This is a genomic window from Burkholderia sp. BKH01, from assembly GCF_025685725.1.
Taxonomy (GTDB): Bacteria; Pseudomonadota; Gammaproteobacteria; order Burkholderiales; family Burkholderiaceae; genus Burkholderia; species Burkholderia pyrrocinia_C.
Genome location: NZ_JAOTQT010000001.1, coordinates 374,218 through 387,417 on the forward strand (window position 1 = coordinate 374,218; position 13,200 = coordinate 387,417).

At 64.8% G+C, this 13,200-nt stretch carries 14 protein-coding genes; 10 read left to right on the forward strand and 4 right to left on the reverse strand.

All coding sequences use genetic code 11. From position 1 onward, the window contains the following. The first annotated feature begins 9 nt into the window (after window positions 1–9). From OEJ37_RS01700 to OEJ37_RS01740, 9 genes are read left to right on the forward strand one after another with little or no spacing between them, the layout of a single operon-like run. A complete protein-coding gene (locus OEJ37_RS01700) occupies window positions 10–807 on the forward strand; it encodes a tyrosine-protein phosphatase (RefSeq protein ID WP_263342975.1) in 798 nt (265 codons plus the stop codon). Continuing rightward, window positions 804–2,123, forward strand: a complete 1,320-nt coding sequence (locus OEJ37_RS01705) for a B12-binding domain-containing radical SAM protein (RefSeq protein ID WP_263342976.1) — start codon at window positions 804–806, stop codon at window positions 2,121–2,123. The genes OEJ37_RS01700 and OEJ37_RS01705 overlap by 4 nt, the downstream gene beginning before the upstream one ends. After that, window positions 2,116–3,273: a pyridoxal phosphate-dependent aminotransferase gene (locus OEJ37_RS01710; protein WP_174418795.1), complete on the forward strand. Its 1,158-nt coding sequence runs from the start codon at window positions 2,116–2,118 to the stop codon at window positions 3,271–3,273. Before OEJ37_RS01705 ends, OEJ37_RS01710 begins: the two co-directional genes overlap by 8 nt. After that, complete coding sequence (locus OEJ37_RS01715; RefSeq protein ID WP_263342979.1) at window positions 3,270–4,643, forward strand: hypothetical protein; 1,374 nt, start codon at window positions 3,270–3,272, stop codon at window positions 4,641–4,643. Before OEJ37_RS01710 ends, OEJ37_RS01715 begins: the two co-directional genes overlap by 4 nt. A 20-nt stretch (window positions 4,644–4,663) precedes the next feature. Continuing rightward, window positions 4,664–5,413, forward strand: coding sequence for an SDR family NAD(P)-dependent oxidoreductase (locus OEJ37_RS01720; protein ID WP_263342980.1), 750 nt, complete (start codon window positions 4,664–4,666; stop codon window positions 5,411–5,413). Next, complete coding sequence (locus tag OEJ37_RS01725; RefSeq protein WP_263342981.1) at window positions 5,410–6,069, forward strand: 2OG-Fe(II) oxygenase family protein; 660 nt, start codon at window positions 5,410–5,412, stop codon at window positions 6,067–6,069. The genes OEJ37_RS01720 and OEJ37_RS01725 overlap by 4 nt, the downstream gene beginning before the upstream one ends. Continuing rightward, a complete protein-coding gene (locus OEJ37_RS01730; protein ID WP_175919745.1) occupies window positions 6,069–7,079 on the forward strand; it encodes an NAD-dependent epimerase/dehydratase family protein in 1,011 nt (336 codons plus the stop codon). The genes OEJ37_RS01725 and OEJ37_RS01730 overlap by 1 nt, the downstream gene beginning before the upstream one ends. Then, a complete protein-coding gene (locus OEJ37_RS01735) occupies window positions 7,072–7,668 on the forward strand; it encodes a hypothetical protein (RefSeq protein WP_263342982.1) in 597 nt (198 codons plus the stop codon). Before OEJ37_RS01730 ends, OEJ37_RS01735 begins: the two co-directional genes overlap by 8 nt. Beyond that, window positions 7,668–8,171: a hypothetical protein gene (locus tag OEJ37_RS01740; RefSeq protein WP_174418801.1), complete on the forward strand. Its 504-nt coding sequence runs from the start codon at window positions 7,668–7,670 to the stop codon at window positions 8,169–8,171. Before OEJ37_RS01735 ends, OEJ37_RS01740 begins: the two co-directional genes overlap by 1 nt. 8 nt (window positions 8,172–8,179) lie before the next feature. Here the strand turns inward: OEJ37_RS01740 and OEJ37_RS01745 are convergent, their stop codons facing one another. The 4 genes from OEJ37_RS01745 to OEJ37_RS01760 are packed head-to-tail and all read right to left on the reverse strand — an operon-like array spanning window position 8,180 to window position 12,048. Continuing rightward, a complete protein-coding gene (locus tag OEJ37_RS01745; RefSeq protein WP_174418802.1) occupies window positions 8,180–8,875 on the reverse strand; it encodes a class I SAM-dependent methyltransferase in 696 nt (231 codons plus the stop codon). A gap of 47 nt (window positions 8,876–8,922) precedes the next feature. After that, window positions 8,923–9,633 carry a TylF/MycF/NovP-related O-methyltransferase gene (locus OEJ37_RS01750; protein ID WP_175919747.1) on the reverse strand — a complete coding sequence of 237 codons (711 nt, stop codon included), beginning with the start codon at window positions 9,631–9,633 and terminating at the stop codon, window positions 8,923–8,925. Window positions 9,634–9,636: 3 nt separating this feature from the next. After that, window positions 9,637–11,106 carry a carbamoyltransferase gene (locus OEJ37_RS01755; RefSeq protein WP_175919748.1) on the reverse strand — a complete coding sequence of 490 codons (1,470 nt, stop codon included), beginning with the start codon at window positions 11,104–11,106 and terminating at the stop codon, window positions 9,637–9,639. A 21-nt stretch (window positions 11,107–11,127) separates the two neighbouring features. Beyond that, window positions 11,128–12,048, reverse strand: coding sequence for a DUF6071 family protein (locus tag OEJ37_RS01760; RefSeq protein ID WP_263342986.1), 921 nt, complete (start codon window positions 12,046–12,048; stop codon window positions 11,128–11,130). A gap of 335 nt (window positions 12,049–12,383) precedes the next feature. On the opposite strand from OEJ37_RS01760, the gene OEJ37_RS01765 reads away from it, so the two are divergent. Continuing rightward, window positions 12,384–13,079, forward strand: a complete 696-nt coding sequence (locus tag OEJ37_RS01765) for a hypothetical protein (RefSeq protein WP_174418806.1) — start codon at window positions 12,384–12,386, stop codon at window positions 13,077–13,079. Window positions 13,080–13,200: the final 121 nt, after the last annotated feature.

A 13,200-nucleotide genomic window follows, 5' to 3' on the forward strand; every position in this document is an offset into this window, starting at 1 on the left:
GGACACGACATGGTCCGCGGTCAATCACGCGCGAAGATCCGCATGACCGACGCACGGCACGTCGCCGCCCCGGTGGTAACGGCGCACGAGATTGGCGTCAATTTCCGCGCGCTGGCGGACGGCGCGGGAGTGTGCCACGGCATCTATCGGACGGGCGACGTAACAGCCATTGATTTCGATGGCGCGCGAAGGCTGCGGGACGAGTTCGAGATTTCCCGCTATATCGACTTGCGAACCTCCGGCGAGCGGCAACGCCACGGAGACGCCACCGCGCTTCGCGCCGCCGGTATCGCGATTACAACCTGTGCGATCGCGTCGAACGACCAGTCCGCCATTGTCGTCCGGCGTCCGGGGAGCGACGCGTATGTACGCTACTACCTGGCAATTCTCGAAAGTATGCAGCTGCGCGTAGCGGAACTCTTTTCGTGCATTGCCTCGATGAAAGGCGTGCCGTTCCTGTTCGGATGCCACGCCGGCAAGGACAGGACAGGCCTTGTCGCCATGCTGTTGTTGCACGCGTGCGGCGCGAGCGCCGAGGTCATCGCGCAGGATTATCAACGCAGCGGCCCGTACCTGCTCCGTCGTCTCGACCGGTTTCGCGCGCATTGGGAAAGCAAGGGCGAAACGCGCGACGACTATGCGGTTCGATTGCTGACCCGAGCGGAAACCATGCGACAAGTCATCTGCGAACTGAACACCGACCACGGAGGCGTCGGCGGTTATCTGACACGAAGCGGAGTCGCCGCCGACGATCTGCGATCGATCCGGCATCACTATGCGAACGGCCAAAACGGACTCACGCCATGAAGATTCTTTGTCTCATTCCGCCGCAAGTTCCCAGCTATTTCAATGCCGGTCATCATCTGCCGGTGTTCATGACAGGCGCGTTCCTGCGCGAGCGGCTGAACAACGCAGAAGTCAAATGCGTCGATGGCGGATCGCTCAACCTGACGTGGCGCGCACTGGGCGAGATACTCGTCCCTGGCTTCGATTTGGTGATCCTGGTCAACGACTTCGACGGCATCGATACATTCGCGCGCACGATCGCCTATGTTCGGGAGCTGAGCCCGAGCGCGCGCATCATGACAGTGGGTCGCCTGAGCTCGCGACTACCGGGATATTTCGAACGTTTCGACCTCGACGCCATACATGCCGGTGGCGATCCGGAAGCGGCGGCATTGGCTTATGCGAGTTCGATGGGTGCCGATCGCACGGTCAACGGGGTCGCCGTACGTCGTCCGGACGGCACGTATTCGGCGCCAGGCACCGGCATCGCACTGCCCGCCGAAGAGTGGGTGTTGCCCGACGTCGCCGAAATCCCGCATGAAACGTACAGTCGCCTCTACCTCGACGACCTGCACAAATTCTGCGGCATCCCCGATCGGCTTGAGCTCGTCGTGCCGGTCGCACGCGGCTGTCCGGTCGGATGTGCATTCTGCGATGTGCCGACGCTCCAGGGAACGAGCGAAAGACGACTGAGCGTCACGCGCACGCTGACGTACATACGCGACGCGTTCAGTCGCAAGCCTTTCGAGTACGTCAGCTTCTACGCTCCCACGTTCACGCTCAAGGCAAGCTGGCTACAGGAATTGTGCGAGAAGATGATTGACGAGGGCAGTCCGTGGCCCTGGAAGTGCGTGACGACGCTGCGTCACCTCGACCGGGACAGAGTGGCATTGATGGCAAGGGCGGGCTGCGTGCGAATCAGCATCGGCCTCGAATCTCTCGAGCCCGCCGCGTCCCGCGGGCTGCCGGTGCTCAAGCAGACGCAGCAGGCCGAATTCGACCGTCTCGCCGCGTGGTGCCGCGAGGCCGGCGTGGAGCTCAACTGCTTCGTCATACTCGGATTGCCCGGCGATTCGCTCGCCGGCGTACGCACCACGGTCGATGCCGTTCGCGATGCCGGCGCGCGCCTGCGGACCTCGATCTACACGCCCTATCACCTGATGACGGCCGACATGAGCGGCGAGGCCGCAGCTCGCTACAACCGCCAGTTGTTCGTCGACGCGCATCCCGACGGAGACGCGCGCGCTGCCTACTACCAGCTATTCTTCGGGCGCGACACGATGCCGACCCGCGTGATGGACGCGATACCGCGCAAGCAGGAGGCATACGGTGACTGAACTGGCGTCGGGCAATGCGCCCGCCACTGCCCTGCCCGCGTTTCCGTTCGACCCGTCGCCGTTCTTCGATCCGCGCGTGTCGGCGCTCGACCTCAAGCAGAAAGCGGACTACCGGCACGTCGTCAATTTGTCGAGCAACGAATCGGACCTTGCCGGGCTGCGCACACTGTTCCGCCGCTATCTCGATGCTGCGCCTGAAACTGTCGCGACGCGCTACCCTGACTGGCCTCGTCACATCGACGAGACTGCGGCGTTCTATGGCGTTCGCGACTCGAACGTCGCATTCGATGCCGGCTCCGACGGCGCCATTCGCACTATTCTGAGTCTGCTCGGCCGTGCATGCGGACGCGTCATCCTGCAGGAGCCGAACTATCCCAACTACCGTTACTACGCATCCATGGCGGGATGCCAGATCATTGCGCTTCGACATCCAGCCGACCAGTGGGGCGAAACGGTGGCCGATCTCGCGCAGCCGCTGCTGAGCGCGAGCCCGCCGGCGCTCGTCGTCGTCACCAGCCCGAACGGGTTCACCGGAACGTCGATTCCTCTTTCCGAAATGGCATCGCTGTGCGATCTGTGCGCGCAGCACAACCATGTGCTGGTCATCGACGAGGCTTATGCGCCGTTCGGCGTGATTCCGCACCGATCGCTGTTGGATCGCTACGAAGGCGTGGTCATCGTTCGCAGTTTCTCCAAGTCTTGCGGCATGGCGGGGCTGCGACTGGGCCTCGCGATCGCGGACAGCCGCATCATCGCGCACTTGCGCCGCGGCTGCGGCGTCAATGGTGTGAGCGCGATCGCGACCGGGTTTCTGTCGTACTGCATGGCTCGACCGGACGAAGTGGGCGCGCAACGCTCACTGGTCGATGCCGTCCGAAATCGATTCGCGACGGACATCCGGCATACATTCCGTCACTGGCGCGTCCCACCGTCGTCGGCGAACTTTCTGCTGCTCGACACGGGGTCCGCGGAAGTCGCCGATGCGGTGGCCGAGCACCTGGCCACGCGACTCATCGTCGTCCGGCATTTTCGCCAAGGCCCGGCGGGCCTGCGCGGCTGCCTGAGAATGACCGTCTCCGACGCGGAAATCATGAACAGGGTTCGCGCCGAACTGCAAAAATTCGTCAGCACACGGGAGCCTGCACAATGACAACACCGTCCGATTTGCACGTCACTTCGTCGGCGCTGCGCCCGGTCCCGTTGACTGTGAGCGGCTACAAGCACGCCGCGGTGGGGCTGATCGCCGCGTCGATCGCACTGAATCGCCCGGTCGTTCTGAGCAACGTGCCGGATATCGAAGACGTCGCGGTGCTATGCCAAATCATTCGCGACGGGGGCGGCCTTGCGCAGTTGGATGCCGGGGTGTTGCACATCGACACGCGCGAGTTTCGACCGCCGGTCATTCCGGAGTCGTTGAGCCGCCGCGTGCACGGCGTGCTCTATTTGCTGCCCGTGTTGCTCGGGCGGTTCGGCGCAGTGAGACTCCGCGAAAGCGGCGGTTGCGCGCTGGACGGAAGCGGCGCCGGCCCCCAGCGTCCGGTACACCACATGTTGTCGGTACTGGAGCGCTTCGGCGCGCGGGTCGAGTCGCGTGACCACGTTATCGACGGCACGGCCGGCGGCTTCCATGCATGCGAAATCGACTTCATGGACTATTCGGACCGTGCCGATGTGCTGACCGGGCCGCTGGTGTCCGGTGCGACGAAGACGGCAATTCTCGCTGCGGCATGCGTTCGCGACGGCGAGACGCGCATTCGAAATTTCTACCGCAAGCCGGACGTCACCGAGTTGCTGGCGTTCTTGCTCAAAGCGGGTTTCGATGTGCGTGTCGACGGCGACGACGTGACCGTGAGCCGTTGCGCCGCCTCCGACCGGCATCCGGTACGCCATCACCTCGTCTCCTGCCTCAGCGAGGTGATGACGTATATTGCGCTCGCTCAACACTGCCGCGTACCGCTTACCCTGCGCGGCCTCACGACCGAGCGCCTGCGCAGCGGGCTTGCCGCCGAGCTGTCCTTGCTCAATGCAATGGACGTGCCGCTCGAATGGCGCGACAGCGAACTCGTCGTCGGGCCCGCCCGGCGGCTGCGCGCGACGGATATCGAAGTCACGAGTGCGGGCATCTATTCCGATCATCAGCCGTTTTTCGCGCTGATGCTGTTGCGCGCCGACGGTCCGTCGCACATTCGCGAGCTCGTCTGGAAAAAGCGCTTTTCGTACGCCAATGAATTGAACCGCCTCGGCGCACGCATCGTTCAGGATCAGAACGCCATTGTCGTGACGCCATCGTCGCTGGCCGAAACGGGGCAGACGGTCGTCGCCGACGACCTGCGCGCTGCCGCGGTGCTCACGGTCGCCGCATTGGGCATACCCGGCACGACGATCGTGCGCAATGCCCACCACTTGGCGCGCGGATATCCCGATCTTCCGTCTGCGTTGCAGCGCCTCGGCGCACGCGTCGAATGGCTGCCGCCGGATCATCTGGTATCGGCGGAACACGCCGCTCCGTCAACCGCCTGAAAGAGACGAGGACATTCGCGATGACATCCGCGCTGCTGCTCGGAGCGACGAAAGGGCTTGGGCTCGAACTTGCACGCGACTCGGTTCGGCGACGCATCGCTCCCGTCATATACGGGCGCAGTGCCGATCAACCGGGGGCGATCGCCGACGCGCCGCAGGGCGCGACGCTCCATGTACTCGATCTGCAGATCCCCGATAGCGTGGCGCACGCGCCGCTGCCCGAACATCCTGTCGGCTGGTTCTTCTGGATAGCCGGCGCTTTCCTGAAGGCGCCGCTCGCCCGAACCTCAGCCGACGACATCGACCTGTACATCGACCTGCACCTTCGTGGTCCCATTCAGTTCCTGCGACGTTTCCTGCGTCATCAGGCCGGCCCCTTCAATCTGGTCACCATCGGGTCCGTGTCGTCATGGCGGCTGCGTGAAGACGAGGCGCTCTATTGCGCGCTCAAGGCAGCGCAGGCTGCATTCACGCGCAACCTCGCCGTCGAGCTGGTGCGCGACCGCCCAGGCTCGCGCGTGACGCTGGTCAATCCGGGTGGCCTCAACGTGCCGACGTTCTGGGAGAAAGCGCCGCAGGATCTGACCGGCTTTCTTGATGCGGGCGTCGTCGCCCGTCTCGTCTGGGACGCCGCGATGTCGCAATCCGCACCTTTTGCGGAAATCCAGGTCATGCGGCAAAAACCGGTGGTGCCCGGCAGCGCGCCCATCGTCGAGTATGGTCCGCGTTGTCCCGAGATCGTTGCCCCCGGCACAGGGGCGTCATCATGACGGTCGGCGCGTACCTCGACTTCGACGCGATACGCGGTGCGCCACTCGCCACCGAGCCGTTTCGCTTCTCGATCTGGCGCAACGCCATTCCGCCCGCCATGGCACAGCGTCTCGCGGCCGAGTTCCCGACGGACGGCTTCGTGCGCAGCGAGCGAAAGAGCGGCGGCAGCAAGACCTACAATTTTCTGGTCCGCACGGCGATCGAGAAAAATCGCTGCTTGCCGTCGTTCGACAGCCTGAGCCCTGCATGGCAGGCGTTCCTCTCGGTGCTGACGGGGCCGGCGTATCGCAAGCTGCTCGGCGACCTGACCGCGGAATCCATCGACGACTATGAGATGGACATCGGCTTCTTCGTCTTCGCGAGCGGCAACGACATTTCGATTCATACGGACCATTTGACGAAGGCGACCACCAACGTGATCTATTTCAGTCCCGCGTGGCAACCGGAATGGGGCGGCGAGCTCTGCCTGTACCGGCGTCGGCTGGACGGCCGCTTCGACGCATTCGAGCGTGTCCTGCCGGTCGTCGGAAACGCGCTGCTGCTGGTGCCAGACGCCCTCTCCTGGCACGGCGTGAATGCCGTGTCGCCCGCTGCGGCGTCGCTTCGTTTGACGTTGCAGATCGAGACCTGGCGGCCAACGTGGAGGCACGGCTGATGCGCGTTCTCGTGACCGGCGGCGCCGGCTACATCGGGAGCCGCCTGATTCCGGCCTTGCTCGCAAATGGTCACGACGTGACCGTCTACGACGCGTGCGTGTTCGGCGGCGACACGCTCGACGCCCACCCGTCGCTGCGCATGATCATCGGAGATATCCGCGACGTCCGCCGCGTGCGGGACGCGATCCGGGGACAACAGGCCGTGATTCATCTTGCGTTCCTGTCTAACGATCCGGGCTTCCGTCTGTCACCCGCCCTCTGCGAGGACGTCAACCTGGGCGGCTTCAAGGTCGTGCTCGATGTGGCGTTGTCGTGCGGCGTCGAGCGTTTCGTGCTGGCATCCTCGTGCAGCGTCTACGGGGCGACAGAACGGCAAGGCGACGAGGTCGACGAACGCTGCGAGCCGAACCCGCTGACTGACTATGCGGTACACAAGGTAGCTTGCGAACGGCTGCTTTTCGATGCCGATCGGTGCGGCTTCTACCCCATCGGCGTGCGCGCGGCAACGGTGTGCGGCTATGCCCGCCGCCAGCGCCTCGACCTGACCTTCAACCGCTTTGCGACGGACGGCTGCGTCGCGCGCCGGATCGTCGTCCGCGGCGGGGATCGGTATCGCCCGTTCATTGCGTTGGCCGATCTGGTTACGCTGTACACGCGCTTGCTGGAAATACCGGCCGAGGCCGCTGCGGGCCGTGTGTTCAATGCGGCATACGGCAACCGGACGCTCGCCGATTCGGCACACGCGATCGCCGGCCACATCGGCGCCGACGTGACGGTCGGCATGGCCGACGACGAAAACCATGACGCCCGCTCCTACCGCGTCTCTTCGCGGCGCGTCGAAGCGACGCTGGGATTTCGTCCTCGCCTGTCGCTCGTCGATGCTGCGCAAGAAGTGACGGCGGCGATCGCGCGCGGCTGGCTGGTCGATCCGCAGAGCAATCCCGCCTACCGCAATCTCATCCCGCAACAACGTCATGACTGGTCGCGCGGCCGGTTTGCGCATGGATAGCGCGACTTCAAAAGCGTGGGGCATCTGCCCGGGGGCCGGACTCGACCGCGCAGCCCGAAGAGTCATCGTGCTCGGCTGCCCCGGCAGCGGCAAAACCACCCTGTCATGGCAACTCGCCGCGACGCTTCGGCTGCCGCACGTCAAACTCGACGATCTCTACTGGCAAGCCGGATGGCGCCGCCCTGCAGAACAGGCGTTTCTCGCACGTCTCGATGCCGCCGTCGGCGAGCCGGCATGGCTGATCGACGGCAACTATCGTCGCTGCCTCGGCGTCCGTCTGTCGCGGGCCGATACGGTCGTATTTCTCGACTTGCCGACGTGGCGGTGCGCGACGCGTGCGCTGGTCCGCGGATGGCGACGTGCCCGCGGCGAGCGGGCAAGCCTGCCTGCGGCCGTCGCAGACTCGGGCGATCGCCGCGGGCGGCGGCTGGACTGGCGTTTCTGGGCATTGATCCTTGGCTTCCGCCGCCGCGTTGTTCCGGCGATGCTCGACGAAATCGGCGCACACACGGGCATACGGCTCGTCGTACTGCACACGCCGGACGACGTCGCGGCATTTCTCGCGGCAACGAAGCGCAGGTGCGGCTAATGGAATCCGACGTCCTCGTGTTCGGCAAGGCCGAGTTCGTTCACTGGCTGGGGCATCTGTCCGACGACTATCCGCTGCGGGGCGTGGTGAGCATCGGCGACCCCGGCTCGATGGCGCCCGAAGCGATCGACACGCTGCGCTGCCCTGTGCTGCGACTCGAATTCCTCGATCGCTACGATGCGTGCGCGGTCGACGGCAAGCCCGGCCCGTCATCGGTGCACGTCATGGCGCTTCCGGGCTTTGCACGGCGATTGCAGGGGCGCACCGGTGCCGCAGTCGTGCATTGTGACGCGGGGCTGTCGCGGGGGCCGACTGTCGCGTGGCTGCTCGGCTGCTTGCTCGCCGGCCCCGGATCGGAGGTGCAACAACTGAGCGCCGTCCTTGCGCAACGCCCGGGGGCGGACGTCAACCCCTGGCTCGTCGCGCTCGCCCAGCGGCGGCTGCGCCAGTTCGACCTCGCCACCGCGGTGAGCAAGTTGGCGAGCTGCGGCATTCGGCGCTAACTTCGGCGCTAACGCGCGAGCGCATCGAAGATGATGAACCACGGCTGGCGCGAGAGCTTGTCGAACGTCCTTGGCTCCGACTGCATCATCGCAGGCTGCGGCTTCGGCTCGACCACGCGCTCGAGCAGGAACCCGGCACGCTGCAATGCCGCCACCGTCTCCGACAGCGGGCGGCGATAGAAGGTGACCTCATAGTGCGTGTCGCCGAATTCGGTCCACACCTGGGTCAACTGCTCGATCTCGAAGTAGTCGGTCCCGCCCCACGTGCAATCTGCACAAGGATGATGGGTGGAAACGAGCAGGCGGCCTCCATCGGCGAGCACCCGGCGAAATTCGCTTAGCGTGGGGCCCCAGTCCCGTAGATAGTGGAGCGTCAGCGAACAGAACACGTAGTCGATCGAACGGTCGTCGATGAAGGCGAGCGGCTCCACGAGATCCGCCCGCACGACGCGGGCCCTGCCCGCCAATCGGCGTTCCGCGATGGCCGTCATGTCGGCATCGCAGTCGACTGCAACGACGCGTGCGCCACGCTGCGCCATCCATTCGGCCTGAAGCCCGCCGGCGCAACCGGCGTCGAGTATCGTCAGGCCGCGGAGATCGGCCGGCAGCAGCGCACGCATCGCGGGCCGCTCATACAACTCGTTGTAGGCGTTGTCGCGGCTGAAGTGGTCGTAAGCCGCCGCAAACGAGGGGAAATCCATCATGGGTCTCGCAGAAGCCGTGCCCCTCTTCCGTCGCACGACACGATCGATCATTGGCCCAGCCGGCAGACGATTGCCTGACCATTCGGAGTGTACAGCGGCGTTTCGGGAAGATCGCGAAAGAACTGGTCCACGGCGAGCCTGGCGCCGGGACATTTCAGGTAGCCGTAGTCGTCGAAGACCAGAATGCCACCCGGCACCATGCGCGGATAAAAGAACTCGCAGCAGTCGAGCACCGACCGGTAGATGTCCACATCGACATGCACCAGGCGGAAGCTTCTCGCGGCGACCGGGCCCGCGGTGTGCGGGAATACGCCGGGGTAAAGCGTGACGTGCGGCAGTCCCGCGAGGAACTCGGATACGTCGTCGAGCGACGTGTCGCCGAAGTCGCCCTCGCGGAAAATGTCCCGCTCGGGATCGGTCGGCGGCATACCGGTGAACGTGTCGAACACGTGAACCGGGCACGCGGAGCCTGTCGCGAGCAAATAGGCCGAGCCGCCGCGATAGCTGCCCACCTCCGCCACGTCGCCATCCAGGCCGCGGCAATGGGCCGCCAGCAGGTGCAGCAGATAGGCACTCGGCGGCTCGACCAGCGTGCGTCCCTCGATGCGCCGCCATACCGCGAGAAAGCCGGGATCGGTCAGCCAGGGTTCGATCGGCGGCGTCGGATGGGACAGCGGCCGCAAGCTCAGACCGAAACGTCGGAACACGTACCGATCGACGGTTTGAACGAACCCGGACGGAAGTGCGTTTTTTTTCATGGATCAGAACACCTCGATACCGGTTTCGCGGGTAAACGCATCGATATCCGCTTGATCGTTGGCGATCGGCATCCCCTTCACGTTCAGGCTCGTGTTCAGGAGCATCGGGCAGCCGGTACTGCGGTAGAACGACATCAGCAGTTCATGAAACGGCGCATTCTGTGCGGCGTCGACTGTCTGTACCCGGCTTGACCCGTCGACGTGGCAGACGGCGGGAAAACGCTCCGGAAAGCGGCACCGGCCGGTGACCTGCATGTACGGCGAAGCCGGCACCGGAAGATCGAAGAACCGGCCGGCCAGTTCGGCCGGAATCGCCGGCGCGAACGGGCGGAACGGCTCCCGCCGCTTGACCTCGTTCACGCGATCTTTCATGCGGGGCTCGCGGGGATCGGCGAGCAGGCTGCGGTTGCCGAGCGCACGGGGACCATACTCGGCGCGCCCGTGCGCAAAACCGGCGATGCGACCGTCCTGCAACGCGGCAAGTGCACCCTGAACGTTCGCGCCGCGGCCAAGTTCGTGCCCGAGATACGGCCCATCCCAGCGCATCGGGCGCTTGCTGGACGCCAGCGCCGCACCCAGTGCGTTTCCCGCGTCGCCCGGATTGGGCATGATCCAGAGCCGGTCGAACAAGCCGCTGCGGCAAAGCTTCTCATTGGCGACGCAGTTCAGCGCAAAGCCGCCGGCGAGCACCAGATTGCGGCTCGGGACTTTCGTCACTACCCACGTCATCAGGTTCAGCAACGCGTCCTCGGCGATGGCCTGCGCGCTCGCGGCGATGTGCTCCGGCTCGCGCCACTCCGGATGCCAGCCGCCGAGCCCCCGATGAACGTTGCGCCTGAGCCGAAAATGCCGCGGATGAGGACGGATCAGTTCCCGGACGATCGCGTCGCGATGGACGGGCTCGCCGAGCGCCGCCATCGCCATCATGATGAACTCTTCCTCGTTGGGCTTGAGGCCGCAACGCTGCGTCAATGCCGCGTAGAAGAGACCGAGGCTATGCGGATAGCGCTGCACGAAAACGCGCTGGAGCTGCGTGCCCTGTCCGTGCCAGATCGAAACCGTGTCCCATTCGCCAATCGCATCGATCACGACGACCGCGGCTTCGTCGAAAGGCGCGGTGAACATGCCGGCGGCGGCATGCGCCTCGTGGTGGCCGACGGTGCTCACCGGGCACCCGGCAAGCGCGTCGAACGACCGGATGTAGGCGATCGGCGAGCGCGCCAGCGCCTTGCGCCACTGGCCGGCGTACGCATGGCATACCCGGGTTCGCCACGGACGCTCGTGGAAAACGATCCGTGTCGGCGGGCCCGCGACGCTCAACGCATCGTCGAGCAACCCATCGTTCAGCAGCGCATCGTTCTTGATTTTCGAATAGCGCTCGGCATGCGCGGCAAACAGTATGCGGTCGCCCCGTATCACAGCCAGCGCGGCGTCGTGACCGAGGCAACTGATTCCGTAGATCGTGTCGTCCATCGGGAGCGCTCGCAAGTCGGGTCAAGGGTAAATGAAGGGACCCCGTTCGACGCCCCTTCGGTGGCGAACCGCCGCACGCAGCCTCGCGAACCATGCGGACCGGAACGCTGCGTCGGCACCTGGCTCGAGAGCGAGCAACGCTTCACGTCGCAAGTGGCCCGCCAGTACGCCGGCCCAGTAGTCGTGTCCGTCCTCGGCCGGATGGCGCCCTTTCCAGTGCGGGGTCTCGGCCGAGAGGATGGAGGCCATGCTGCCGCCGCAGTCGCCGAAATGCAGGTACGTACGAGCGTTGAGCGCCCGCGTGTGCGCGACCGCCTGTCGCGCCGCCGCAAAGGTTTCCTGGCACGACTTCAGTGCATCGAAGAACAGGAAGCGCACCCGATGGTGCTGCAGGAATGCCTGTAGTGCCAGCGCCTGCGTGGCGAATCGGCATGCCGATTCATGATCGTTCCACGCGACCTCGCGATAGACCTTGTTCAGGCGATCGAGCGCCGGCAGATCCGGGTAGTCGTGATAGGGGATCGTCTGTTTCCACTCGTCGCCGACGAAGTACTCGCGGCGCATCGGGTCCGACCAGCCGATCACCACCAACAGCGATCTTCGCGCTGCGTCGCCCCCGGCACCGAGGAAGTCGGTCACCCACTGGATCGTCGTGCGCAGAATGCGGTCGTTGGAGCCGCCCGGGATGCTGTCGTTGACCACCTTTTCCGCGCCGACCCGAACCGCGAGCCGGCCGGGCCACGCGTGCGCCTCACGGTAAGCATCGTCCAGGCAAACATGCGTTTGCGGGTCGTCGATCAACTCATACCCGTAGGTCATCGAGCAGCCGTTCGCGTACAGCACGCCGACCTGCCCGACCTCGCCCGACTGAAGAGCGTGACGCGCATGCGTAATACTCGTCGCTTCCTTCATGACGCCGCCCCCCGGACAGATTCGTTGCATTCGAATGCGTTCCTGGTGACCGAGCTGCCGCCACCGCCGCTTCGTGGCCGCGGCGTCGACGCACCGCAACGATCTGGATCATAGCCAACGTTGCGCCGGCATTCAAATGTGCGATGCATCCATCACCCGAGCGCCGCGCGAACGACAGGAATGCGAATCGCATCGGTCGCTTTTGCCTCCTCCTGTCAGTTCTTCCAGCTAGGCTTTCGGCAATCCGTTTCTACACTTCATTCAACGTGATGCGGCGGCATTTGAGCGAATTGAACAATGCCTGGGAATAATCCTCGCCTTTGATCAAGAGTAGTCCCCCGAACCACTCGAACTACGAGGAAATCATGCCTAAAGAACTCAACGTCCCATCGCAGAACGCACTGGCCACCGGCTTCTTGATTCAGCCGCAAGACGTGACCGGCACGCAGATCACGTTCCACTACGACTCGATGGCGGGAAATCAGCCAAACTCGTACGGCAACACCGTCTTCCTGTGGCAAACATCGCAGGAGGCGATCCCGGTCAACACCCAGCCTCTCAACTCGCAGCTCATCTCCAGCAACCAGCCAAACGGCTCGAACGTGTTCATGGGGCTCTCAGTGAGTTCCGAGTCCTACCTGGTGGCTTATGCGGTGGGGAATGCCGTGAAGAACATCGTCGCTTCGGTGTACATCCCGGCCACCGACGGCCATTCTGCCAACCCGGTCGTCCCAACGCAGGCTCCGTCGATCCTCGTCACCAGCTACGGCGCGACTTCCGTGTCGTTCTCGTACGTCACGCCGGTAGGCATGACGCCGCAGAACGACGGCGACTGGGTCGGACTGTGGCAAGGCCAAGGGCAATCGGTGCTCTACAGCCAGCCGCCCACCTGGTTCGCGCAGTTGGGCAGCAACGCCAACCAGGGGAACTGGGGGCTCAACCTTTCCAGCGGGAACATCCAGCGCGGCACCATGTACACCCTCGGCTATTTCAAGGGCGGCTACGCGCAGACCAGTCCCAAGCAGACCACGCTCGCCGCCAGCACGACGTTCACGGGCTGAGCGAGTGAACGCGTCCGGGCGGTTCGACGCCGCCCGGACGCCTGTTCCCGCATTCACCGCGTCCGGGGAGATGTCGCCCCCTCCCGGAATCCGAACCAACGATGGATCTGCAGTCGGGAGC

What these genes read in the sequence shown, in the direction of transcription:
- OEJ37_RS01765 (WP_174418806.1), top strand. Translation starts at nt 12,384, where the DNA reads ATGCCTAAAGAACTCAACGTCCCATCGCAGAACGCACTGGCCACCGGC.
- OEJ37_RS01715 (WP_263342979.1), top strand. Translation starts at nt 3,270, where the DNA reads ATGACAACACCGTCCGATTTGCACGTCACTTCGTCGGCGCTGCGCCCG.
- OEJ37_RS01760 (WP_263342986.1), bottom strand. Translation starts at nt 12,048, where the DNA reads ATGCAACGAATCTGTCCGGGGGGCGGCGTCATGAAGGAAGCGACGAGT.
- OEJ37_RS01725 (WP_263342981.1), top strand. Translation starts at nt 5,410, where the DNA reads ATGACGGTCGGCGCGTACCTCGACTTCGACGCGATACGCGGTGCGCCA.
- OEJ37_RS01745 (WP_174418802.1), bottom strand. Translation starts at nt 8,875, where the DNA reads ATGATGGATTTCCCCTCGTTTGCGGCGGCTTACGACCACTTCAGCCGC.
- OEJ37_RS01705 (WP_263342976.1), top strand. Translation starts at nt 804, where the DNA reads ATGAAGATTCTTTGTCTCATTCCGCCGCAAGTTCCCAGCTATTTCAAT.
- OEJ37_RS01720 (WP_263342980.1), top strand. Translation starts at nt 4,664, where the DNA reads ATGACATCCGCGCTGCTGCTCGGAGCGACGAAAGGGCTTGGGCTCGAA.
- OEJ37_RS01730 (WP_175919745.1), top strand. Translation starts at nt 6,069, where the DNA reads ATGCGCGTTCTCGTGACCGGCGGCGCCGGCTACATCGGGAGCCGCCTG.
- OEJ37_RS01740 (WP_174418801.1), top strand. Translation starts at nt 7,668, where the DNA reads ATGGAATCCGACGTCCTCGTGTTCGGCAAGGCCGAGTTCGTTCACTGG.
- OEJ37_RS01750 (WP_175919747.1), bottom strand. Translation starts at nt 9,633, where the DNA reads ATGAAAAAAAACGCACTTCCGTCCGGGTTCGTTCAAACCGTCGATCGG.
- OEJ37_RS01735 (WP_263342982.1), top strand. Translation starts at nt 7,072, where the DNA reads ATGGATAGCGCGACTTCAAAAGCGTGGGGCATCTGCCCGGGGGCCGGA.
- OEJ37_RS01755 (WP_175919748.1), bottom strand. Translation starts at nt 11,106, where the DNA reads ATGGACGACACGATCTACGGAATCAGTTGCCTCGGTCACGACGCCGCG.
- OEJ37_RS01700 (WP_263342975.1), top strand. Translation starts at nt 10, where the DNA reads ATGGTCCGCGGTCAATCACGCGCGAAGATCCGCATGACCGACGCACGG.